Here is a 23,437-nt window from a genome sequence, read left to right as displayed (position 1 = left end):
CAGCCGAAACCCACCACGAGCTCCCGCCGAACTATACGGACCGTGTAGTTACTTTCTTTCGTATGCTTCGCCCCGGAACAACGAGACTGCAGCGGGGAGAATTCACGTTCGATTCGCTTTTGGACCCCTACAAGACATCGGTGGGGAAGCTTCGACGGTGGCTGGTTCCCGTCCCGAAAACGGTGCCCTCGCCTCGGACGACCTCGAAAACCGGCTTTGCGCGACTCGGCGAGTCGGGAGAGCCCCCTCGCGTGGCCGGTCGGAGTGACGAGCAGGCATCGGTTCCACCGTCGAGCAGTCGTGCACGACCACTAGCTTCTTTACACTCCTCTGCCACCTCTGGGGCATGTCGATGACGTCGTGGCTCCTGGATCTCGTCTGCGCGCAGCGCCACCGGATGAAGCCGCTGTTCGCCCTCATGGTCGCGATGGCGCTGCTCCTCGGGCTCTCCGCGCTCTACGTCGGGCCCGGCGACGACAGCTACCCCATCCTCGTTCTCGACGTCGTCCTCGTCGGTGGCGCCATGGCGTTCTTCGGGGTCGCGTTCCGGTACTGCACGAAGCGCGAGATGGACGAGTAGCCGCCGCCGAGGGCGTCTGGCCGCGGACGCCTCGTCGTGGGACAGGTCCCCGTGGAAACAGTTTTGTATAGTACTGTGGTAGGTGGTGGCGTATGCCCGCGAACGGTTCTCGTGGGCTCTCGCGGCGGTCCATGGTGCGTGCAGCGCTCGCCATCGGTGGGTCGAGTGCGCTCGCAGCCTGCATGGACGCCGAGCGAGCCCCGGACGACGCGACGACCGACGCCCCGACGTACCCGCGGGGCGTGGACGACCCGAGTACGTTACCGGACGGACAGCACAGGTGGGACGACTACCTCGTGCGAGGCGCCCACGGGACGACGACGCAGAGCCAGCACCAGTTGCTCCTCGGACTCCGGTACGAGGGGGACGTGCCGCCGACGGCGGCCGACCGCGACCACGTCGAGTCGGCGCTGCGGACGCTCGAACGCGCGTTCCAGTGGGGAAGCGGGTCTGATACCAGCGGGAGCGTGAACAACGGGCTGCTGTTCATGCTCGGGTACGCCCCCCGCTACCTCGACCGGGTCGGCATCGACGTCGACGGCCTGCAACCGCCGGAGTCGGTGCTCGAGGCGCTCGACGAGGACCCCTCGCTCGCCGCCGACTTCGACGCGCTCCTCCTGCTGGACAGCGACTACGCCTCCATCCTGCTCGCGGCCGAGGAGGCGATGTTCGGCGAGCGAGCCGAGCTGAACGGCGTCGCCGTCGATGCCCGGCTGTCGGAGTCGTTCTCGGTCGTCGAGCGCCGGACGGGGATCTCCGGCGAGGGTCGGCCGGCGATGGAACTGGAGAACGAGTCCGTGCCGGCGGAGGCGCCGCTCTCGATGGGGTTCCGCGCCGGGTTCGACAACAGCCTGCCCGACGAGGATCGCGTCACGTTCACCTCGGGGCCGTTCGCGGGCGGGACGACGCTCTGCGTGTCCCGCATCCGGACCGACCTCGAGGCGTGGTACGACCAACCGCACGACCAGCGCCGCCGGGAGATGTACTGTCCGGCCCACGACGCCGAGGACGTCGGCGAGACCGGCGACCGACTGGGCGCCCACAGCGGGGTCACCGAGTCGAACGTCGAGAACCTGGCCGAGCTCGCGGACGAACACGGCATCGTCGGGCACGCACAGAAGGTCGCGTCGGCGCGCGACGACGAGTTCCGGCCGCGGATCCTCCGTCGGTCGGAGGGCGTCGCCACCGACGTCGTCGGTGGGTCGGGGTTCAACTTCTCGTCGGTACAGACCGACATCGCGGAGTTCGTGGCGGTCCGGAAGGCGATGCAGGTCGACGAGTACGACGTCGACGTCCCCGACGACCGGCACGGGATCGTCGACTACCTCGGCACACTGTCCCGGAGCACGTATCTCGTACCGCCACGGGAGCGGCGCGCACTCCCGAGCGAGCGATGACCGCGTCCGCAGTCCTCCCCAGCAGCGCTCGCGGGTGGGCGGTACTCGCGCTGGCCGTCGGTTGCCTGCTCGTCGCGGGCACCGGGTACGCCGTGCTCGACGGCAGCGCGGCCGGGCCGGAGACCAGCATCCAGTTCGAGGAACGCGCCGACGCCGTCGGGCTCCAGTACCGGACGGATGGCGGTGGCGCGGGCAACGGGAACGACGGCGTCTACGTGGCCGACGTTGACCGCGACGGCTGGGAGGACGTCCTCGCGGTCGGCGGCGAGCAGCCGGTCCTGTTCCGGAACGCCGGCGGCGAGTTCGAACGCCAGCGAGCGTTCACGTCGGTGAACGGGACGGTGAAGGGTGCGCTCTTCCTCGACTACGACGGCGACGGCTGGGCGGACCTGCTCCTGCTGCGCTCGCACGCCGCGCCCGTCCTGTGGCACAACGACGGGGGCTCGTTCGAGCGGTCCGGAGTCGTGTTCGACGCACTCGCGTACCCGATGGGGGCGACCGCGGACGACTACGACGGCGACGGCGACCTGGACCTCCTCGTCTACCAGTCCGGCGACTGGGTCGACCGCAAACCCGAGGGGTACTTCGCGCTGAACCAGACCATCGCCGAGGACAACGGCAATCCGAACGTGCTCTACGAGAACACCCGGGACGGCTTCGAGCGCGTCGAGGACTCGGGGCTGGCCGCGGCGACGCGATGGAGTCTGGCGGCGAGCTTCGTCGACGTGAACGACGACGGCCTGCCGGACGTGCACGTGGCGAACGACTACAACACGGACGTCGTCTACGTCAACGACGGTGACGGCGGGTTCGTCGAGAACCAGCTCGACGGGAACACCTCGCGGAACGGGATGGCCTCGGAGGTCTTCGACGCGAACGGCGACGGCGCACCGGACGTGTTCACGACGAACATCTACCTCCCGCTCTCCGAGGTCGAGGACGAGGAGCGCTCCGAGCGTCTCAGGCTCCTGTTCGGGAACGTGCTCCAGTCCGGGCGCACGGAGGGCAACACCCTCATGCTGAACGACGGCACCGGCGGATTCGCGGACGTCGCGGTGGCCTACGGCGTCCGCGAGGGCGGCTGGGGGTGGGCGGCGAGCGCCGCCGACCTCGACAACGACGGCGACCGGGACCTGATCCACGCGACCCAGTACGTCGCGCGCATCGACAGCGACGACCCACACTACACGCTGCCGATGGTGTACGAGCGCGAGGGCGACGCGTTCCGGACGCTCGACGCGAGCGAGCGCGGGTTCCGCGAGCACGACGGCCGTGGCCTCGTGACGCTGGACTACGACCGGGACGGCGACCTCGACGTCGTCGTCGCACCGTCCGACGGCGAGCTGGCGCTGTACGAGAACACGGGGGCGGCCGCGAACAGCGTCGCCGTCCGCGTCGTCGATGAGGCCGGAGCGACCGCGTACGGGGCGACGATCGTCGCCGAGGCGGGCGGCCGGGAGACGGTCGTCCAGCAGACGATACGGTCGGACTTCCTCTCCCAGGAGAGCCGCGTCACCCACGTCGGCCTCGGCGGCCGGGAGTCGGTCGACCTGACCGTGACGTTCCCCGACGGGACGCGGCGGACGTTCGAGGACGTCCCGGCGAACCGACGCGTCCGTCTCTCGAAGGACGGCCTCGAGGTCGTCGGCACGTGGACGCCGCGCGAGGACCGGGGGAACCGCTCGGAAGCGGCGGGGCCGACCGACGAAGGAGTCGGTTTCGTGATACGAAGCTATTTATAAGAGACTCTCGTCGGGGTGAGTTATGCAGCCAGAATCAGCGGCTGAGCCGTATCGACAGCCGTCGCTCGCGACTGCGGAACGCGTCGAGGACCTCCTCGGCCGGATGTCCGTCCCACAGAAGGTGGGCCAGCTCGTCGGCACATGGTCGGGGAAGCTCGGCGAGATGAACGAGCTCGCGGACGCCGAACGCGCGGTCGCGGACCACCACATCGGGGTCGCCGCGCTGTTCGGGTGGGCGGGCGCGAACGCGACATCAATCGAGGAGACGGTCGCCGCTGCCGAACGCATCCAGACCGTCGCCACCGAGGAGACCGAACTGGGCATCCCGGTCCTGTTGAACGTCGACGCCATCCACGGGAACGCCTACGTCGCCGGGGCGACCGTGTTCCCGAACGGACTCGGGGCCGCAGCGACCTGGGACCCGTCGCTCGTCGAGGCCGGCGCGGCGGTGACCGCCGTCGAGACGCGTCGTGTGGGCGCACACCAGACCTACTCGCCGACGTGCGACGTCGCCCGCGACCCGCGCTGGGGGCGCGTCTTCGAGTCGTTCGGCGAGAGCCCACGGCTGTGCGCGGAGATGGCCGCCGCGAAGGTCCGGGGCTACCAGGGCGAGGGGCTCGACGACCGGGACGCCGTCGTCGCGACGGCGAAGCACTTCCCGGCCTACAGCGAGCCCGAGCGCGGGGAGGACGCCTCGCCCGTCGACGTCTCCGAGTACAAGCTCCGGAACACGTTCCTCCCGCCGTTCGAGGCCGCCCTCGACGCGGGCGTCGAGTCCGTGATGCCGTCGTACAACTCCATCAACGGCGAACCCGTCCACGGCTCCGCGACGTATCTCGACGACCTGCTCCGCGGGGAGTACGGGTTCGACGGACACGTCGTCTCGGACTGGGGTGGCGTCGAACACCTCAACGAGGACCACCTGACCGCGAGGGACCGCCGCGACGGCATCCGCCAGTCCCGGGCGGCGGGGCTGGACGTCGAGTCCGTCGGCGGCGTCGAGGCCGTCGAGCAGCTCGTCGACCTCGTCGAGTCGGGGGAGCTCGACGAATCGACCATCGACGAGAGCGTTCGACGCGTCCTCCGGGTGAAGTTCGAACTCGGGCTGTTCGAGGACCCGTTCGTCGAGCTCGAGGCGGCCACGGAGACCGTCGGCCGGCCGGCGCACCGCGAGCGTGCGCTGGAGGTCGCTCGCGAGTCGATGACGCTCCTGGAGAACGACGGCCTCCTGCCGCTGTCGGGTGACGAGGACGTGTTCGTCGGCGGCCCGAACGCCGACGACCTCGTCGCGCAACTCGGCGGGTGGAGCGTCGCCGACCCCGCCGACGTTCCCGGCGACACGATCCGGGAGGCGCTGTCGGCTCGCGTCGACGGCGACGTCACCTACGAGCAGGGTGCGACGCGCACCGACCAGCTCGACGTGGACGCGGCCGTCGAGAAGGCCGCCGAGGCGGACGTCGCCGTGCTCGCCGTCGGCGAAGGCTGGTACATCCACGAGTTCGGGCCCTCGGAGCTGGCGGGCGTCGAGACCGGCGAGTGGCCGACACGCGCCGACCTCCACCTGCCGGACGCCCAGCGCGAACTCGTCGAGCGCGTCCACGAGACCGGGACGCCGGTCGTCGGCGTGCTCGTCACCGGACGCCCGCTCATCGTCGACTGGATGGCCGAGCACGTCCCCGCGCTGCTGCTGGCGTACTACCCGGGAAGCGAGGGTGGGGCGGCGATCGCGGAGACGCTCCTCGGCGAGAACGACCCCAGCGGCCGGCTGCCGGTCTCCGTGCCCAGGTCGATGGGCGACGTCCCGCAGAACCACGATGCGCTCGCACATCCGTGCCCCATCGGGGCGGACGAGCATCCGGATTCGTACGACCCGCTGTACGCGTTCGGGCACGGTCTCAGCTACACGGCGTTCGAGTACGGCGACGTCGATGCAACGCGGCGGACGGGCGACGACGGTGCGCGCGTCGACGTCACGGTGACGCTCTCGAACGACGGCGAGCGGGCGGGCACCGAGACCATCCAGGTGTTCGCCCGACCGGAGCGGAGCGAGCACGTTCGCCCGAGGCGGACGCTCGTCGGATTCGAGCGTGCGACGCTCGACGCGGGAGAGTCCGTGGAGCGAACCGTCTCCGTTCCGGTGTCCGCGTTCGGCTACCATCGCCCACGAGGTGGCCACGTCGTCGAACCCGGGACGTACCACGTCTACGTCGGCGACGAGTCGGCGACGGTCCGGGTCGGGTCGGACGGCGGGTCCCCGACCACGTCGTAAGCAGGTCTGGCAGACAGCGCAGCAACCCGACTGCGAGAGCGGTGCGTAGCGCCCGTCAGGCGGCAGTTTACCGGATTCCTACCTAAATAGTTCCAATACCTTTATATAGTGTAGTATTGATGGGTTTTGATGTCATGCCACGCGATAGCGACCAGGCGGGCTTCGAGGACTACCTCACCCGCCGGAGCTTGCTCGCAGCCACGGCAGCAACGGGACTGACGACCATCGCAGGCTGTTCTTCCAGCTCCGGGGACTCGCCCGGAGACGGTGAGGAAGACGGCACCAGCACCGGGGGGGACGACGGGATCGACGTCGCGGACGCGACGTACACGACCGCGTTCAACGGGGACCCGACGGACATGCACTTCAACTCGTTCGCGAACCAGAACTACACCTGGCACGCGGGGGAGGGCATCTTCGCGCCGTTCATGCAGTACTCGTTCAGCACCGACGAGTTCGTCATGGGCGCGCTCTCGGACGTCACCGTCGAGGACGGGACGGTCACGCTCGCGTTCCGCGACGACCTCACGTGGAGCAACGGCGACGACTGGACCACCGACGACCTCGACGTCCAGCTCCAGCTCGCGGAGAAGACCGGCAACTCGCTGTTCGGGTACATCGACGGCTACGAGATCGTCGACGAGAAGACCGCAGAACTCGCCCTCACCGGCGACACCAACCCCCAGATAATCAAGTTCGAACTCACGAACTACCGCGTCGACGTGAAGAAGGACACCCACGAGCAGTTCCTCGACGCTGAAGCCGCGGAGTTCCTCCAGTGGGCGTGGGAGGACCCCGTCGCCAGCGGTCCGTTCAAGTTCGACAACAAGGACCGGCAGGCGATCGAGCTCACGCGCAACGAGGAGTTCTACAACGCGGAGAACGTCAACTTCGAGACGCACATCCTGAAGGCCTACGGCGGGAACAGCGCCCAGCACCAGGCGCTGCTCACCGGACGGCAGGTCGACGCCGCGATCAGCCTGTTCACGCCGCCGGAGACCGCCGATCAGTTCGCCGACAACGTCCAGGAGGTCCGCCTGCCCGCGAAGTGGGGGTACGGCATGGTGTTCAACCACGACGACGAGCACTTCGGGCAGCGCGCCGTCCGGCAGGCGGTCGCACACGTCGTCGACCGGCAGGCGCTCGTGGACAACGCGGGCCCGCGGACGAAGACCCCGGCACCCATCCCCTGCGGTATCGCCTCGGGAGACCAGGAGACCTGGCTCGGCGACTGGTACGACCAGTTCGAGGACTACGGCGTCGACTCCAGCCAGACCGACGAGGCCGCCGCCATCCTCGAAGAGGCAGGGTTCTCCAGACAGAACGGCACCTGGACGGACAGCGACGGGAACCCGGTCGAAGCCGAGTACCTCACCCCGGCGGGGTGGACGGACTGGGTCACGCAGACTCAGACCGCCGTCAGTCAGCTCAACGACTTCGGGTTCGACATCACCATCTCGACGACGCCGACGAACGACCTCTTCGGCAGGTACAGTGAGAGCAACTTCAAGCTCGGTGCGTTCTACTGGCTGCCCGGTGGCGCGCGCTCTGCGTTCCCGTACTTCCCGCTCCAGTACCAGCTCAAGGGCACCGACATCAGTGACGGCCACAACTACGAGTCGAAAGCGCGGAGCGAGCAGACCATCCCCGGCCCGGACGGCGGCGAGATGACGCTGACGCCGCTGGAGACCGCGGAGATGATCGCCCAGCAGTCCTCGAACGAGGACGCGATGCCGCACGCCAAGCGAGCCGCGTGGCACAATCACATCGAGCTGCCGTTCCTCAGTCTGGTCACGAAGTTCGACCAGTCGTGGGTCACCGACGACGAGTGGACCACGTCCTCCGAGGGCGACGCCACGTACGGCGTCAAGTGGCCGCAGCACTGGTGGACCCACCAGGGTGACCTCCAGTACAATGGGTAATCTTACAATCGTGACCAACACTGCTACAGAGAGACACACATGAACTACTACCTCAGGCGGACAGCGCGCATCCCCCTGACCATCCTGGCCGTCGCGTCCCTGACGTTCGGACTCATCCGGCTGCTGCCCGGGGGGCCGTACACGCAGCTGCGCGTGCAGCTCGCTCGGCAGGGGATGCCCGCCGAACAGGTGAACGCCCGCATCGAGGCGCTGCAGAACATCCGCCCGGATGCCCCACTGTACGTCCAGTACGTCGACTACATGGTCGGCGTCCTGCAGCTCGACCTCGGGCAGTCCATCTCGATGAACGAACCCGTGATGGACGTGCTGGCGCGGGCACTGCCGTGGACGATCTTCCTGGTCGTGACGTCGACTGTCCTGATGTTCGTCCTCGGCGTGTTCGTCGGCGCGATACAGGCGTACTGGGAGGGGTCGACGTTCGACAAGCTCGTCTCCAGCGGCTCCATCCTCCTGATGTCCGTGCCGTACTACATCTTCGCCGTGCTCCTGCTGTTCGTGCTCGGGTTCAAACAGGGCTGGTTCCCGACCAGCGGCGCGCACGCACGCTCCCTCGACCCGGCGGTCGGCCTCGACTACTACGTGAGCGTGCTCAGGCACGCGGTACTCCCGGTCGGGACGTTCACCATCGGGGGAATCGGGGCGATGGCGCTGAACATGCGCGGGAACGGCATCCAGGTGCTCGGTCAGGAGTACGTCGAGGTCGCGCGCCTCCGCGGGCTCTCGGACACCCGGATCGCGACACGGTACGTCGCGAGCAACGCCATCCTCCCGATGTACACCAGCCTCCTGCTCCTCATCGGGTTCCGGCTCGGCGGGACCGTCATCCTCGAGGAGATCTTCACGTATCCCGGGCTCGGGGACTACCTCATCTCCGCGGTGAACGCGAACGACTACCCGCTGATGATGGGGTGTTTCCTCGTCATCACGGCGACGCTCGTGGTCTCCGTCTACATCGCGGACATGACGTACGGCCTGATCGATCCACGCGTCAGTGTGGGTGAGACCGATGGCTACTGAGACCGATTCGTCGTCCGACGGCGTCGACTGGCAGTCCGAGTCCACGTCGGTCGAGACCGGGGTCCGGGAACGCATCGCCGAACGGTACCGGCGGTACGTCCGCGAGCCCATCGTCATCGCGTGGGCGGACCGACGCACCAGGGTCGGCATCTTCATCCTCGGTGTGTACGCGCTCATGGCGGTCGTCGACGTGTTCGGCCTCTACAGGGACCCCGAACCGAGCCAGGCCGAACGGCTCCTGGCGCCGTTCGTGAACTGGACGTACCCGCTGGGGACGACCCGGTCCGGCGTCGACCTGCTCGCGCTCATCATCGATTCCACGCCGTTCATCCTCCTGATGATCACGGCGGGTGGCGTGTGGGCGACGAGCGTCGCCGTCGTCGTCGGCACCGTCTCCGGCTACAAAGGCGGGCGCGTCGACTCGGTCATCATGGGGATCTCGGACTTCTTCATGGCGATTCCGGGACTCCCGCTGGTCATCGTGCTCGCCATCACGCTCAGCCCGAAGAACCCCATCTTCCTCGGCGTCGTCCTGACGATCAACTACTGGGCTGGCCTCGGCCGGTCCATCCGGTCCCAGGTCCTCTCCATCCGCGAGGAGAACTACGTCGAGGCGTCCCGGACGATGGGGACGAGCACGCCACGCATCATCTTCAAGGACATCATGCCGAACCTGATGCCGTACGTGATGGTGAACTTCGTGCTGGCAGCGCGGTACACGATCTTCGCCTCCGTCGGCCTGTACTTCATCGGTGTCCTCCCGTACACGGGCCAGAACTGGGGCGTGACGTTGAACAACGCGTACCACCAGGGCGCGCTGTTCACCGACGCGGCACTGCACTGGTTCCTCGTTCCGGTCATCGCGATCGTCGGGCTGTCGTTCGGCCTCATCCTCGTCAGTCAGGGGATGGACCGCATCTTCAACCCGCGCGTTCGGACGCGACTCACCGGCGAGTCCGAGTCCGTCGACGAGGAAGCGAACACGACGACGACGGAGGTGTACTAGATGGCGACAGAACCCACGACGGCAGACGCAGCAGACTGGAACGACGGGAGAGACGACCCCATCCTCGAGGTCCGCGACACGAACGTCACGTACAACGAGGGCGAGACGTACGTCCTCAACGACGTGAACGTCGACGTCGAGCGCGACGAGGTCCTCGGTATCGTCGGGGAGAGCGGGAGCGGCAAGTCGATGTTCGCGTCCGCGCTCCTCGACGCCGTTCCGGATCCCGGTCGGCTCACCGGGGACATCACGTACAACCGTGCGGACGGCTCGTCCGTCGACATCCTCGAGCTCGACGACGAGGAACTCCGCCAGTTCCGCTGGGAGGAGATCTCGATGGTCTTCCAGGGCGCGATGAGTTCGTTCAACCCGACGATGACGGTCGGCGCGCACTTCAAGGAGACCCTCAAGAGCCACGACAGGCACGTCGGCGAGGGGATGACGTTCGCCCGTCGACTCCTCGAGGACCTCTACCTGGAGCCCGAGCGCGTCCTGGACGCGTACCCTCACGAGCTCTCCGGCGGGATGCAACAGCGCGCGCTCATCGCGCTGAGCATGGTGCTCGACCCCGAGGTGCTGGTGATGGACGAGCCGACGGCGGCGCTGGACCTCCTGATGCAGCGGTCGATCCTCCAGCTGCTCGAGACCCTGCAGTCCGAGTACGACCTCACCATCGTCTTCATCACGCACGACCTGCCGCTGGTCGCGTCGCTCGCGGACCGGATGGCGATCATCTACGCGTTCGAGTTTGCCGAGATCGGACCGCGCGAGCAGATCGTCGGCGACTCGGCGCATCCGTACACGCGAGCGCTGCTGAACGCGACACCGAACATCGACGCGCCGCTCGCAGAGATGCAGCCGATCCCGGGCGAGGGCCCGGCACCCGTGAACGTCCCGGACGGCTGTCGCTTCCATCCACGCTGCGACCTCGCGACGGAGGAATGCCGGACGGACGTGCCGACGCTCGACGACGTCTCCGCGGGGAGTGGTCACCGCGCGGCCTGCCACCACAAGGCCGAGGCACGCGAGGAGATCCCGTTGAACTTCGGCGTCGACGCCGACGAGGCCGTCGGCGCTCCGGAGCCAGCCGGCCGCTCGGCGGCGAGCGACGGAGCCAGCGCCGGCGGCGACGACGGAGCGCTCCTCTCGCTCGACGACGTCGAGGTCCACTTCGAGGAGGACCAGGGCCTCATCGAGCGGTTCCGGACCGAGCCGGACGTCGTCCGTGCCGTCGATGGCGTCTCGCTCGACATCGAGGAGGAGGACCTGATCTGTCTCCTCGGGGAGAGTGGCTGCGGGAAGACGACGCTCGGGAAGACGATGATCGGGCTGCAACGGCCGACCGGCGGCAGCATCGAGTACCGGGGGACCGATATCTGGGAGGCGAAAGCCGGGAACGAGGACCGTCGATTCTACGATATCAGGTCGGCGCTCCAGATCATCCACCAGGACCCGGGGAGTGCGCTGAACCCGAACCGGCGCATCGTCGACATCCTCTCGGAACCGCTGAAACACACGCACACGAACATCGACCGGGTCGAGCGACGGACGCGCATCAAGTCGCTGCTCGAACGCGTCGGAATGACGCCGGCGAGCGACTTCATGCATCGGTATCCCCACCAGCTCTCGGGGGGCGAACAGCAACGCGTCGCGCTCGCCAGAGCGCTCCTGATGGACCCGGACGCCATCCTGGCCGACGAGGCGATCAGCGCCGTCGACGTCTCGCTCCGCATCGGCATCATGGACCTGATGCTCGAGCTCCAGTCCGAGTTCGGCACCTCGTTCCTGTTCATCTCGCACGACCTCTCGAACGCCCGCTACTTCGCCGAGCACGGGGACGGCCGCATCGCCGTGATGTACCTCGGAGAGATCGTCGAGATCGGGTCCGCCGAACGACTCATCCACGACCCACGGCATCCCTACACGGAGGTGCTCCGGTGGGCGACGCCGTCGCTCGACCTGGAGTCCATGGAGGCGTCGGACCCACCGGTCCGCGAGATCGACGTGCCGGACCCCGTCGACCCGCCGAGCGGGTGTCGGTTCCACACCCGCTGTCCGGAGGCTCGCGAGGCCTGCCGGAAGGACACCCCGTCGCTGGACTCGCTGGAGGACGCCGACGGGAAGGTGGCGTGCTTCCGCGAGGACCCGGCGCACGACTACTGGGACAGCGACCCGATCACCGACCAGACCCCGGGCGACGACTGACGAGGCACGCTTGCTTCGACGGCGGTGGGGGCCACACCAGCAGCGGCTGGCCGCCCGGTGGCTCCTCCCGTCGTGAGCCCGAGCCCACATATTGATAAGTGCGTGACCCGGTCGTACGTGCATGAAGCGGTACGAACCCGACTGTGTAGACGGGACGCTGTACGTCGTCGCCGACGAGGATCGAGTCGAGATCGGGTCGCTCGACGACGTCGTCGCCGCCGTCGGCAGCCAGACCTACGTCATCGAGTACGACGAGAGACAACGCACGCAGCCGTGGCTCGATGCCGACGACGGGGAGCTCGAGATCGACGTCCGCGACGCCGTGACCTCGCTCCCGCTGACGCCCGAACTGGTCGCGGAGGTCCGCGACTTCGACATGCGCACCGAGCGGTACGGACTCCCGACGCGAACCGTCGAGTTCGCCGACCGGTTCGTCGACATCCTCGAAGCCCAGGGCCGGGAGTGAGCCACCGGACGACCCCGCGTCGCGGACTGGCTGGTCTCGGCCGGAGACTCGCCGGTCGAGAGGCCAACCAAGGCTTTATCGGGGAATCGCGTGTTCGTGTGGAGCATGGAACGAGGACTCGTTCTCGTCGAGGAGAGTGACGACCACAGGGCGCTCGTCGCAGAAGCGGCCGAGCACGCCGTCGGCGCCGACGCCGGGCTGGTGTTGTTGCACACGATGAGCCAGTCGGACTTCGAGGCGGACGCGGCAGCCCTGGAGTCGATCGGGCGCGTCGAACAGGCGAACTACGACCCCGATAGCATCCTCGACGGCGCGGGTGCGGACGTCCGGTCGTACGTCGGTGACTCCATCCCGGATCCGGTGGACGTGACCGTCGTCGGCAGGGCGACCGACGACCCGGCGGAGACGGTGCTCTCGGTCGCGAGCGAGCACGACTGCGACCACGCGTTCCTGCTGGGGGCGGAGCGGTCGCCGACGGGGAAAGCACTGTTCGGGGACGTCGCCCAGGAGGTCATCCTGGGGTTCGACGGGTACGTCACACTTGCCACGTACTGACCCGCCACGTCGACCGACGCGTGCCGAGAGACGGACCGACCCAGCAGGGACGGGGCTGGCACGTCGGTGTGGGAGGACGGACCGCCGAGATCAGGAGCCGCTGGGAGCGAACTGGTCCCCGGCGAGGCCGCCACCGGAGCGTGTCCGACGAGGAAGTCGACGGCTCGCTGGTCGCTGGGGCGGACACCCCGGACCGGACGACAGCGGTCCGTCGTCTCCGGCGGTCAGTCGCACCTGTCGCAGAAAGCAGTTGGTGGCATGACTTTGCAGTCGGCTCACTGCCAGGAGCCATGTCTATCAATTCGTACAATAGTTATAAATATTTGGTTGGTCCCGTCGCCACCCGTGGCGGCACCGAGCCTGGCAGCCATCCCGACGTCGACAGGACGTGTTCGAGGGAAGTGGTCGAACCAATCCATGACAAAAGTATTTAGAACGTCGAGGGCGTGTCTCACCGCTGATGACCAAGCTCGAGGACGTCGACGCCGGCCACCTCAGGGCCGAACTGGCGACTGCTGAGACGGCGAAGGCGGCGAAGCGACTGATGGTCGGTCTGGCGTACAAAGACGGTGTCGGGGTGGAGACGATCGCCAGCCGGTACGGGATTCCACAGTCCACCGTCTACTACTGGCTCGACCGGTTCGAGGGCGAGCCGGTCGCGGCCGCGCTCACGGACGAACCCAGGCCGGGGAGGCCGTCGAAGCTCACCGAGGAGCAGCGGGCGACGGTCGCGACGTGGCTCCGGGAACCACCGGACCCGGGCGACACTGTCGACGACTGGACGGCAGCGCTGCTGCGCGACCGGATCGCCGACGAGTTCGGAGTCGACTACTCCGCGGCCCACGTTTCGCGGGCCTTCCTGACGGACGCCACCTGACTGCGTTCCAATTTCAACAATCACGGCAGTGAGGCGAGGGTCGGCAGGCAGGACCGAGACGTCGTTCCGAAGCGAGGTTCTACCGAGGACGGTCGCTCGTCGGACGCACCGAGATTACAATTATTACTATCAAACAGGGCGCCACCCACGTGGCGTTGACAGCTCGGCGGCCGTGAACGGGAGGCCCCGGACGCCAGCTCGAGGGACGGCCCGTTCGAGCGCATCAGTGGCACCGGCCGACCCCACTGAGTAAAGCGAGCCCGGGGGCAGACGGCAGTCCGCCGAACACTGACGCGAGGTCGCGTCCGATACACGAACCGAGAAGCCGGGGCCGGTGGCAATTTCCAAAGCCAACTGAAATCAAACTGTTGAAATGCCATCGGTTATATCAGGCGATTGGATGGCTAAACAGAACCCAGATTCGTCTCGAAGAGATGTCCTCAAATCGATCGGCGCAGTCGGCGCCGCGGGGGCCACCGGAACGGCCACCATGAGTACCCTCGCGGAAGCCGACGACGTGCAGCGCTTCGGTGACACACGGGCCGACACAGAGCTCGACCGCACGGTCGAGATCCAGGCCGTCGGCCGGGCTCGCTACTCCCTGGCCGTCACCGGGCTGCTGACGGCCGAGGACGCACCGGAGGCAGCGGTCTCGAACGGCACCGCGTCGGAGACGGTGGTCGGCGACTCGCGGACGTTCCAGTTCACGGGCGAGTTCACCGAGCTCTCGGTCGACGGCAACGCGCGGGTCATGGTCGACGGAGAGCCCTTCGACGTCGGACAGTTCCCGCAGCAGACGCTCGAGATCGTGCCGCGCGGCGAGGTCAGGTACGACGTGTCCGCGAGCGGTGCAGTCGAGGTCGACCGGGGGACCGCGGAGCAGCCCAACGCGCGGACGGCGACGGCCCGGACGCGGGAGACGCACGTCCTGTCGTACGCGGGCGAGCTCACCCATTTCGAGCTCGACGGCAACGCGAGAGTTCGACGGAACGGGACGCGGGTCGAGGCCGACGACGTGCTGCCGTCGACACTGCCGCACGAGTTCACGGCCACCTGCGAGTCGCGAGCCCCGTACACCATCGAGACGACGCGGGCTGTCGAGACGCAGGGGTCGGACCGGGTCGGAACCGACACCGCTCCCGCGTTCCACGGCCGGACGGTCGCCCGGTACGCCGGCCACGTCACGGCCGTCGAACATCCGAACGGTGCCCGGGTGGAGATCGACGACGTGCAGAACGAGGTCGTCACCAGCGCACCCCAGGACCGCGGGACGAGGGTCGCCGTCGAGACCACGAAGGGCCTGGTCGTGGACGGCGAGGCGTTCGACACGGCCACGCTCTCGCCGTCGGCGGGCGAGGAGTCGGTCGCGGTCCCGTTCGGTGAGGTCGTGCGGATCACCATCGACGACCTGACCGTCGAGCTGGCGCAGGACGCGTATCCCGCGGCAGAAGAGTCCACGGCACTGCAGGCGGCGGCGACGGTCGAGCGGACCGACGCCTTCCAGCGACTGGCGGGCATCGCGGCGGGGCGCGTGCGCCACGACGCCGCCGGCATCGCCGGCGAGGAGGTCGTCGCGGACGGGACCGTGACCGTCCGGTCGGTCGAGCTCCAGCTGGCGAACCTGGAGCGAGGTGACGGTGGCGTGGTGTCCGTCCGCCAGACCTCGCGGGGCGTCGAGCACGCGGGCGTCCGGTACCGGGAGTTCGCGGACGAGCGGATGACGGTCGAGGCCGTGAGCCTCCCGATCGGTCGGGGGACCGACACGCTCCAGCGCGAGCGCGAGACGATGCCGGTCACCCGGTCCGCAGACGAGTCCGCCACCGACGACGTCGAGCACACCGCGGCGCTGTTCGCCGGGACGGCGAACCCGAACCAGCAGGTGCGGCCGTCGGACCTCGGTGACCTGGAGCAGCAGTTGACGCAGGAGGACGTGACCACGCAGGGCTTCCTCTCGTTCCTCAACGACGTGAAGAACATCCTGGAGGACATCGGCGCGGACGTCTACGACACCGCACTGTTCCTGTGGGACGTGTTCGAGGGACAGCTTGACAAGGTCGCGATCACCGCCCAGAACATCGTCATCTCGTCGCCCTACCTGATCGCCGGGCTGGCGGAGAATCTGCCCGACGCGAACATCGGGCGCTCGGCGAAGCTGGTCTGGCGGTTCAACATCGCCGGCTCCGTCGGGCTGGTGAGCCTCGCGAGCGCCGGGCTCCCCGAGGCGATGAACACCGGGTTCTGGTGCGCTGGCTGTGTGTTCCTCGCCATCTTCCTCCGCGACTTCGTGCTCTCCGAGGGCGCGTCGTACGTCTGCTTCTACTTCGCCCCAGCGCTGCCGGCCGCCGTGGTGTGCACCGTCGCGATGGAGGTGCTCATCCAGTTCGGCTCGCAGTACTTCGGCTACCACGACGTGCAGAACCAGCTGTGCGACGGCGACGTCGTCGCCGAGATCGACCCCTGCTGAAGCCAGCGAAGGCCAACGAAATTCTTTCCAGTCGTCGCAACCCCACTCGACATGAACCCAGGAATGTTCCGACGCGTCGCCGGCAGCAGCGTCGACCTCGTCGCAGTCGCCACCATCGCACTCCACCCATCGCCGCTCTACGTCGTCCTGCTGCTGTACTGGGCCGACGTGCTCGTCGGAACGCTCCGACAGGTCGGTGAGACCGTCGTCGCGGCGCCGCGGGAGTCGTACTCCCCGACAGGGCCACCCGCCATCGCCCGGAACGGCGACCCGAACCCGTTCCGCTTCCTCGTCCCGAAGCTCGGCACGTGGCGGCCGACCAGGCGACTGCCACCCATCGCGGTGTACAACCTCAAGCCGGGCGCGGTCGGCGCCTTCGCCGTCTCCCTGAGCGCGCTCGCGGTCGCCCTGACCGCGACGGTGCTCGAGCCGCCGTTCGCCGTCGCCGCGTGGCCCACGAACGGCCTGTTCGCCGTCGGTGGGCTGGCCGTCGTGGTGAGACACGGCTGGCGGTTCCGGGAGTTCGTCTCCTCGGACCGCCCGCCTGCGACCGAAGCCGTCCCGTTCACGTGGTGGGTCGCCTCGGTCCTGCTTGCGGTCCCGGTCGTCGCCGTCGACACCGTCCACCGGAGTGCGGGATTCGACCCGACGGCCGGCTTCGCAGCGCTCGCGCTCCTGCTCGTCGTCGGGCGGGTCGCCTGGGGCGTCCGCCAGTGCGACCCGCCGAGCGGGGCGACGCCGTTCGAACTGTCCGAACCCCCGGGGCAGCCGACCGAGCGGTTCCGGGCGGAGCCACGCGCGACACGGCTCGCCGGCGTGCTCGACGGGCTGCTGCCGCGACTCGCGTGGGACGTGCTCAACGTCGCCGCCCGACTCACGGCCGTGGTCGTGTTCGGCGTCGGCGGCGTGCTGGTCGCCGGTGGAGCCGGACTCGGACAGCCCGTGGCGCTCGCCGTCGGTGCCGCGGGCGGGCTCGTCGTGGCCGCGCTCTGGTTCGCACTCCTCGGCATCGGCCACTTCGAGCTCGCCTTCGGCGCGATGGACTACCGGCTCTACGACGACGAGCTCGTGGCGTACGACACGCGGCTCGACGCCGTCCAGTGGCGGGCGTCGCTGGACGCGGTTCGGGATGTCTCTGTCGAGCGAGACGCCTGGGCGGCACCACCAGGCACCGACGCGGCGACGGTCAGGCTCGACCGCACCGACCTCGACGTCGAACAGTCGCCCTACGGATTCTCCCGACAGCGGCTCGCGTTCGTCGAGTCCCCCGGATACGTCGCGGACCGACTGCGGCGCGCTACCGAGGGGCGATAGGGACCAGCAGGGCGGCCGGCGGCCGGACAGCGAGCCGGCACCGCCGCCCGGGGGCGCACACTACCGACCGAGGGCCCGCGTCATGCAGGTCGCCGACGACGGACAGAGCTCGGCGAACTCCGTCGTGTCCCGGATCCGGTCCGGGACGGCGTCGCGCTCGACGGTCTCGTAGCCACGGCCTCGGAAGAACGGGGCGGCGGTCGTCGTCAGCAGGTACAGCGTCTCGACGCCGTTGTCCCGGGCGTACGTTTCGAGGGCGTCACAGAGCGCCGTGCCGTAGCCGGCTCCTCGATACTCCTCGGCGACGACGAGCGAGCGGAGCAGGCCGTCCGTGCCGTGGCGTTCGACGCCGCCGATGCCGACGGGGGTCACGTCGTCGGTGTCTTCCGCGGCAGCGGGGGACGCGAGGAAGAACTCGGCGGGGCCGTCTCGCACGTCCTCGTGCGGGAGGTCGTTCGCCGCCAGCAGGGACTCGACACGGGAGTACTCGGACGCGGCCGCTCGCCGCAGGGTGAGGTCGGTCACGGCGTCGCGGGGGTCAGCAGCAGACGTCATCTGCGGGGGGCTGTCGCACCGTGATCTCGGTGCCGCCGAACAGTTCGAACGTGATGCGCGTGCAGTTCCGGACGCACTGGACCAGGCGGTACGCGTGCCGGCCGCCGGTGACGAGCGTACCGAGGGCGACGAGCATCGCGGCGACTGCGAGCGGCTGGTGGATGGCCAACAGCGCGAGTGGAATCGCGGCGACGAGCAGGTAGCTGGCGGCGATGCGGCGCCACGTGGGTCGGTCGGCGAACTGGCGGGTTCGCGGGTCGAGTGGTGGTCGTGACATCGGGATGGGTTCGTTGTCGGGAGTGGCTGGCGGGCGGTGCGGCCGTCGGGTCCGTCCGGGTGCGGGTGGGCGTCGCCCCTGCGCTACGCACCCACCTCCGGGCGTTCGGCCTCGATGGTCGCGGAGACGAGGTAGTCGCTCAGGTCGAGCGCGTCGTCCCACTCGCGGATGAACGCCTCGCTGTCGGCCTTCGGCTCGATGGCGACGTCGACGAATCCGGCCTCGGTCAGCATGGATTCGAGTGCCGGAATCGAGGCCGCGCCAGCGACACAGCCCGCGACCGATTCCGGGTCGACGCGCAGGTCGGCCGGGAGCTCGGCGGTCAGGACGACGTCGGAGATGGCGACGCGACCGCCCGGCCGGAGCACGCGGTAGGCCTCGCGGAACACCTGCGACTTGTCCGGGGAGAGGTTGACGACGCAGTTCGAGATGACGACGTCGACGGACGCGTCGGCGACCGGGAGGTGCTCGATCTCGCCGAGGCGGAACTCGACGTTGCTCGCGTCGTTCTCGCCGACGTTCTCGCGGGCCGTCTCGACCATCTCGGGCGTCATGTCGACGCCGACGACGCGACCCTCCGGGCCGACCTCGCGGGCGGCGAGGAAGCAGTCGAAGCCGCCGCCGGAGCCGAGGTCGAGGACGGTGTCGCCGGCGTCGAGGCTGGCGATGGCGGTGGGGTTGCCACAGCCGAGGTTCAGGTTCGCGTCGCCGTCGACGGCGGCGAGGTCGGCGGCCGAGTAGCCGTGTTGCTTCGAGACCTCGGTCCCGGAATCGGCGGCGGTCGTCTCGCCGCAGCAGGCTGCGGTGTCGTCACAGCACGACGCCGACTCCTCGGCGATGCGTGCGTAGCGTTCGCGGACGGCGGTCCGCTGTGTTGCCGCGTCGAGACCGTCGGTGGTGGATGGCGTCTCAGTCATGGTCGGTGGTCCTCGTGTCGTCGAGTGCAGCGAGCAGGCGCTCCGCCCGCGGCGTCGGGGAGTAGTACCGCCAGCGACCCTCCTTCCGGCGCTCGACGAGGCCGGCGCTGAACAGCCGGGAGAGCGCCTGGCTGACCGCGCCCTGGCTCACGCCGAGTGCGGGCTCGATCTCGCAGACGCAGACGTCGGCCTCGGCCTCGGCGATGACGCGGAGCGCCTCGTACCGGGTGTCGTTCCCGAGCGTCGCGAGCAGCTCGACGTCGGTGGCGACCGCCGATTCCGGCAGCGAATGCGCGTGACTGCCCGAACAGCAGCCCGGCTGGTCCTGTGCGTCGGTCTGCCGCCCGGTCGTGGACTGGTCGCTCATTTTAGCATATGCTAATATTAGAGTCTGCTAATATAATGGTTGGGGTCGGCCACTCCGCTCCACAGAAGGCATCAGCGGGAGCTCTACGGGGGAGAGATACGGGTCTCGGCGTGTGGACGCGAGCGCGTTCGCTACGAGTCGGTCGAGAGCCGCGCCTGCGTCGTCCCCTGCTCGAAGTCGAGGAGCCGACGCTTCGTGTCCACCCCGTCGCCGCCCGAGTAGCCCCGGAGCCCGCCATCGCTGCCCACGACGCGGTGGCAGGGGACGACCAGCGGCACGGGGTTGCGTCCACACGCCTGCCCAACGGCGACGGGGGCGGTGTCGAGTTCTGCCGCGAGCTCGCCGTACGTGCGCGTCTCGCCGAAGGGGATGTCGGCCATGGCCGCCATCACATCACCGGTCATGTTCTCGGGCGTGGAGACCGTCAGGTCGAACGTCTCGCGCTCGCCCCGTTCGTACTCGCGGACCTGCTCGCGGACGGTGGCGGGGGGTTCGGCGATGGCGGACTCGTCGATCTCGAGCGAGCTACCGAGGATGGAGACGTGCATGGGTGTCGGTGGGTCGTGGCCGTCCGTACGTCGCTGTGGCATATAACGACTCGTCCCGGCGACCGACGCGGCCGAGCGGGGCGGTGAGAGCCGTCACACCACGACGACCGCGCCCTTCATCCCGACGCCCTCGTGTGGTTCACAGACGTAGAGCACGGTGCCGGGCTCTTCGAAGACGTGCTCGAAGGTGTGGCCCGCCTCGCTGGTCTGCTCGCTCGCGAACTCGGCGCCGTGTCTGGCGACGACGTTGTGGGTGCTGCCCTGACCGGTCCACGTCCAGGTGACGGTGGTCCCCTGGTCGACACGGACGGCGGCCGGGCCGAAGCCGAAGAACGCGCCGTTGGCCTCCACGCCGACGTCGACGCCGACGGCGTCGCTCCCGGTGCGGTCGACGACGCCGTCGAAGTTGCTCGTGTCCGCGAGGAACTCCTCGACCGTCGGCTGGCTGGCGGTCGTCGTCGCGGGGGCGGTCGTCGCCTGCGTCGTCGCCGCCGTGGCTTCGGTGGTCGTCGCGGGCTGGTCCGTGCCCCCGTCGGTCGAATCGCCGCCGAGACAGCCGGCGACCCCACCGAGGAACACGACGCAGGCGCTCCGGACGGCCGCACGACGGCTACAGCGGTGGCTCATTGTCGGTACGACCCTCGGAGAGCACTGCAATAGTAGTTGGGAACGTACAGGGAGTAATCGGATACTACTCGGCCCGTAGACGGGCACCATCTCGCCGGTCGGGGCGGCTCGTCGACGGCCCTCGTCCCCCGACGGCCGGGCGTCCCGGTCGGTACGGGTGGCCTACCCGGAGCAGCGAGGCGAGCCGGCGACCGTGGCGTGGCGCGGGCGACAGGCACCGGGCGGCGACGCCACAGCCGCGGTCCCGTCTCTTGGCTCGTCGACACGTCTAGGCCACGGTTTCCGCCGCCGTGCGGTTCAAAGGTCACCCGGATTTATGCGGCATAGCCGACTCCCTAGTGTGCTAACTCATGACACACGAGGACCTCCGCGACCGGATCGAGGAGACGAGCAGGCGACGGTTCCTCGCGGCGATGAGCGTCGCCGCGGGCACCGGGCTCGCGGGCTGTAACGCGTCGGGGGACGGCGCGACGGATACCCCGACCGAGACGGCGACGACGCCACCGACGACGACGGCCGAGGCCACCGAGACCCAGACCGAGCAGCCGGACGACCCGCCGGAGCCGGGCGAACGCATCACCTCGGCCCGGCGGATCGGGCCGCGGGACGTCAGCGAGTTCGGCTTCCGGGAGCTGTGGAGCTACCGGAAGCGACAGGCGGTCGAGGCGCTGGTCGCGGACCCCGCGGTCAACGACCTCGCCAGCGACTGGGTCGCGTCGTTCGAGGCGTACGACCCGCTGACCAACCGGCTCGACGCCGTCAGCGTCCAGGGCACGACCGGGATGACCGTCGAGGGCGGCCGCGAGTCCGGGGAGTTCGACGTGACGGCGACGGACCGACAGGTGGCGTACGGCCTGGTCGACCGGCGCACCGACGAGCTGCTCGGGCTCCACATCACCGACCCGACCGACGTCTCGTGGCCACGCGGCGGCTGGAACGAGACCCAGCGGGCGCGCCACGACTTCGTCCTCGACATGGACGAGGTCTGGCAGCACCTCGAGGGCAACGAGTGGTACCCGATGGTGAAGGCGGCGGAGATCATCACCGCGTACGAGGACTACCCCCACGGCGAGGTGTCGAACGTCATCTACTACGTGTACGACGGCGACCAGCTGTTCGTCGTCAGTGGCTTCATCTACGTCGCGGGCGAGGAGCTCGAGCTGCTCGACCTGCACGTCGTCGAGGACTTCGTCGAGCACCCCATCATGCAGCTCGCCCGGGACACGAACCCCACCGGCGAGTCGGTGCTCGGCGAGGTGCCCGTCCCGCCGATGCTGCAGCGCCCGCAGATCACGGCGCCGAACGGCTACCACCGCATCGAGGAGCCACCGAGCACCATCGAACAGGACGGCTGGACCGTCGAGTGGTCCGGCCCGCGCACCGTCGGGGCCGAGGTGAGCGCGAGCTACAACGGCTCGCCGGTGTTCTCGCTCACCGCCCCGTTCAGCACGTCGACCGGCTACGACCTCCCCGAGCGCAACGGCCGGAACACGCGGGAGTTCATGTTCCCGACCGACGAGCCGGTGTTCAGCGGCGAGCTGCTGTTCTGGGACATCCACAGCCTCAGCCTCGGTGGTCCGGGCATCCTCGGCTCGACCCAGTACCCCGCCGAGGACGGCCGGCCGAGCGGCTTCAACATCCGCACGCACTACCACACCGGGGCGGTGGAGAACGCCCGCGACTTCCACTCCGGGCACCGCTTCGCACCGTACAACTACTACATCAACTACCAGTTCTACGAGGACGGCGTGTTCATGCCGGTGTGGATGCGCCAGGGACCGGGTTACGTCACCGAGTTCTACTCCTACCGCGACCGCGAGCACAGCGGGCCCGCCCAGTACTACCTCGAGAACTGGCTCACCGTCCCGACGCCAGGGACGACCGACGGCGTCACGACGCAGGTGTTCGACGGCGACGACTGGACGACGCCCGAGTCGGAGTTCTACCTCGTCGGCGACGAGGAGAGCGTCGTCCGCTTCTCCAACCCCGACGGGAGCGAGACCATCGACGTGCCGCTCGACGACACGCAGGAGGCCGTCGTCGTCCGCCCGCACGAGAACGAGATCGGCGAGGCGCTGCGGGTGCTCAACGCCCAGGCCGAGCTCGGCTTCTACCACCCCGCGCAGTACGTCGACGGCGAGTCCATCCAGGGCGAGTCGGTGCTGTTCTGGCTCCTGATGGAGGGCCGGACCGACGAGGTTCCCCACAGCTCCGGCATGACGACGTTCACCCAGCTGGCCGAGTTCAACCTCAGCGGCTACTGACCGGGCGCCCCCTGCCGCCATCCCTCGCGAGGCTGCATCGGACCGCG

At 68.8% G+C, this 23,437-nt stretch carries 20 protein-coding genes; 14 read left to right on the top strand and 6 right to left on the bottom strand.

Features of this window, described 5'->3' with window-relative positions; genetic code table 11:
- Positions 1-346 precede the first annotated feature (346 nt).
- The 13 genes from ACSG06_RS00795 (at position 347) to ACSG06_RS00735 (ending at position 17,835) form a co-directional block, all read left to right on the top strand.
- The gene (locus ACSG06_RS00795) at positions 347-580 is read left to right on the top strand and encodes a hypothetical protein (protein ID WP_440988357.1); all 234 of its coding nucleotides are present in this window, start codon (positions 347-349) and stop codon (positions 578-580) included.
- A gap of 92 nt (positions 581-672) precedes the next feature.
- On the top strand, positions 673-1,977 hold the full coding sequence (locus ACSG06_RS00790) for a DUF7405 family protein (protein ID WP_440988356.1): 1,305 nt from the start codon (positions 673-675) through the stop codon (positions 1,975-1,977).
- A complete protein-coding gene (locus ACSG06_RS00785; RefSeq protein ID WP_440988355.1) occupies positions 1,974-3,719 on the top strand; it encodes a CRTAC1 family protein in 1,746 nt (581 codons plus the stop codon). The genes ACSG06_RS00790 and ACSG06_RS00785 overlap by 4 nt, the downstream gene beginning before the upstream one ends.
- A gap of 22 nt (positions 3,720-3,741) precedes the next feature.
- Positions 3,742-5,988, top strand: coding sequence for a glycoside hydrolase family 3 N-terminal domain-containing protein (locus ACSG06_RS00780; protein WP_440988354.1), 2,247 nt, complete (start codon positions 3,742-3,744; stop codon positions 5,986-5,988).
- A gap of 134 nt (positions 5,989-6,122) precedes the next feature.
- Entirely contained in the window at positions 6,123-7,910 is a 1,788-nt protein-coding gene (locus tag ACSG06_RS00775) for an ABC transporter substrate-binding protein (RefSeq protein WP_440988353.1), read from the top strand.
- Between the two features lie 39 nt (positions 7,911-7,949).
- Positions 7,950-8,948, top strand: coding sequence for an ABC transporter permease (locus ACSG06_RS00770; RefSeq protein WP_440988352.1), 999 nt, complete (start codon positions 7,950-7,952; stop codon positions 8,946-8,948).
- On the top strand, positions 8,938-9,954 hold the full coding sequence (locus ACSG06_RS00765; RefSeq protein ID WP_440988351.1) for an ABC transporter permease: 1,017 nt from the start codon (positions 8,938-8,940) through the stop codon (positions 9,952-9,954). The genes ACSG06_RS00770 and ACSG06_RS00765 overlap by 11 nt, the downstream gene beginning before the upstream one ends.
- Complete coding sequence (locus tag ACSG06_RS00760) at positions 9,955-12,159, top strand: ABC transporter ATP-binding protein (protein WP_440988350.1); 2,205 nt, start codon at positions 9,955-9,957, stop codon at positions 12,157-12,159.
- A 121-nt stretch (positions 12,160-12,280) separates the two neighbouring features.
- The gene (locus tag ACSG06_RS00755; RefSeq protein ID WP_440988349.1) at positions 12,281-12,625 is read left to right on the top strand and encodes a hypothetical protein; all 345 of its coding nucleotides are present in this window, start codon (positions 12,281-12,283) and stop codon (positions 12,623-12,625) included.
- Positions 12,626-12,730: 105 nt separating this feature from the next.
- Positions 12,731-13,180 (top strand): universal stress protein, encoded by a 450-nt coding sequence (locus ACSG06_RS00750; protein WP_440988348.1) that lies wholly within the window; start codon positions 12,731-12,733, stop codon positions 13,178-13,180.
- Positions 13,181-13,640: 460 nt separating this feature from the next.
- The gene (locus tag ACSG06_RS00745; protein ID WP_440988347.1) at positions 13,641-14,057 is read left to right on the top strand and encodes a helix-turn-helix domain-containing protein; all 417 of its coding nucleotides are present in this window, start codon (positions 13,641-13,643) and stop codon (positions 14,055-14,057) included.
- 373 nt (positions 14,058-14,430) lie between these two features.
- Positions 14,431-16,521: a twin-arginine translocation signal domain-containing protein gene (locus tag ACSG06_RS00740; protein ID WP_440988346.1), complete on the top strand. Its 2,091-nt coding sequence runs from the start codon at positions 14,431-14,433 to the stop codon at positions 16,519-16,521.
- Between the two features lie 51 nt (positions 16,522-16,572).
- On the top strand, positions 16,573-17,835 hold the full coding sequence (locus ACSG06_RS00735; RefSeq protein WP_440988345.1) for a hypothetical protein: 1,263 nt from the start codon (positions 16,573-16,575) through the stop codon (positions 17,833-17,835).
- 60 nt (positions 17,836-17,895) lie between these two features.
- Here the strand turns inward: ACSG06_RS00735 and arsN2 are convergent, their stop codons facing one another.
- From arsN2 to ACSG06_RS00705, 6 genes are all read right to left on the bottom strand, one after another.
- A complete protein-coding gene (gene arsN2 / locus ACSG06_RS00730) occupies positions 17,896-18,390 on the bottom strand; it encodes an arsenic resistance N-acetyltransferase ArsN2 (RefSeq protein ID WP_440988344.1) in 495 nt (164 codons plus the stop codon).
- Positions 18,374-18,667, bottom strand: coding sequence for a hypothetical protein (locus ACSG06_RS00725; RefSeq protein WP_440988343.1), 294 nt, complete (start codon positions 18,665-18,667; stop codon positions 18,374-18,376). The genes arsN2 and ACSG06_RS00725 overlap by 17 nt, the downstream gene beginning before the upstream one ends.
- An 83-nt stretch (positions 18,668-18,750) precedes the next feature.
- Positions 18,751-19,584 carry an arsenite methyltransferase gene (locus ACSG06_RS00720; protein WP_440988342.1) on the bottom strand — a complete coding sequence of 278 codons (834 nt, stop codon included), beginning with the start codon at positions 19,582-19,584 and terminating at the stop codon, positions 18,751-18,753.
- Complete coding sequence (locus tag ACSG06_RS00715) at positions 19,577-19,951, bottom strand: ArsR/SmtB family transcription factor (RefSeq protein WP_440988341.1); 375 nt, start codon at positions 19,949-19,951, stop codon at positions 19,577-19,579. Before ACSG06_RS00715 ends, ACSG06_RS00720 begins: the two co-directional genes overlap by 8 nt.
- A 131-nt stretch (positions 19,952-20,082) precedes the next feature.
- Positions 20,083-20,499 carry a methylated-DNA--[protein]-cysteine S-methyltransferase gene (locus ACSG06_RS00710; RefSeq protein ID WP_440990281.1) on the bottom strand — a complete coding sequence of 139 codons (417 nt, stop codon included), beginning with the start codon at positions 20,497-20,499 and terminating at the stop codon, positions 20,083-20,085.
- 93 nt (positions 20,500-20,592) lie between these two features.
- Positions 20,593-21,126 carry a halocyanin domain-containing protein gene (locus ACSG06_RS00705; RefSeq protein ID WP_440988340.1) on the bottom strand — a complete coding sequence of 178 codons (534 nt, stop codon included), beginning with the start codon at positions 21,124-21,126 and terminating at the stop codon, positions 20,593-20,595.
- 350 nt (positions 21,127-21,476) lie between these two features.
- On the opposite strand from ACSG06_RS00705, the gene ACSG06_RS00700 reads away from it, so the two are divergent.
- Positions 21,477-23,390, top strand: coding sequence for a hypothetical protein (locus tag ACSG06_RS00700; protein WP_440988339.1), 1,914 nt, complete (start codon positions 21,477-21,479; stop codon positions 23,388-23,390).
- Positions 23,391-23,437 lie beyond the last annotated feature (47 nt).

Origin of the sequence: Haloarchaeobius baliensis, from assembly GCF_052060055.1 — an archaeon.
In the GTDB taxonomy this organism is placed as follows: domain Archaea; phylum Halobacteriota; class Halobacteria; order Halobacteriales; family Natrialbaceae; genus Haloarchaeobius; species Haloarchaeobius baliensis.
The sequence above is the reverse complement of the archived record's forward strand: the minus strand, read 5'-3'. Positions and strand labels throughout refer to the sequence as shown.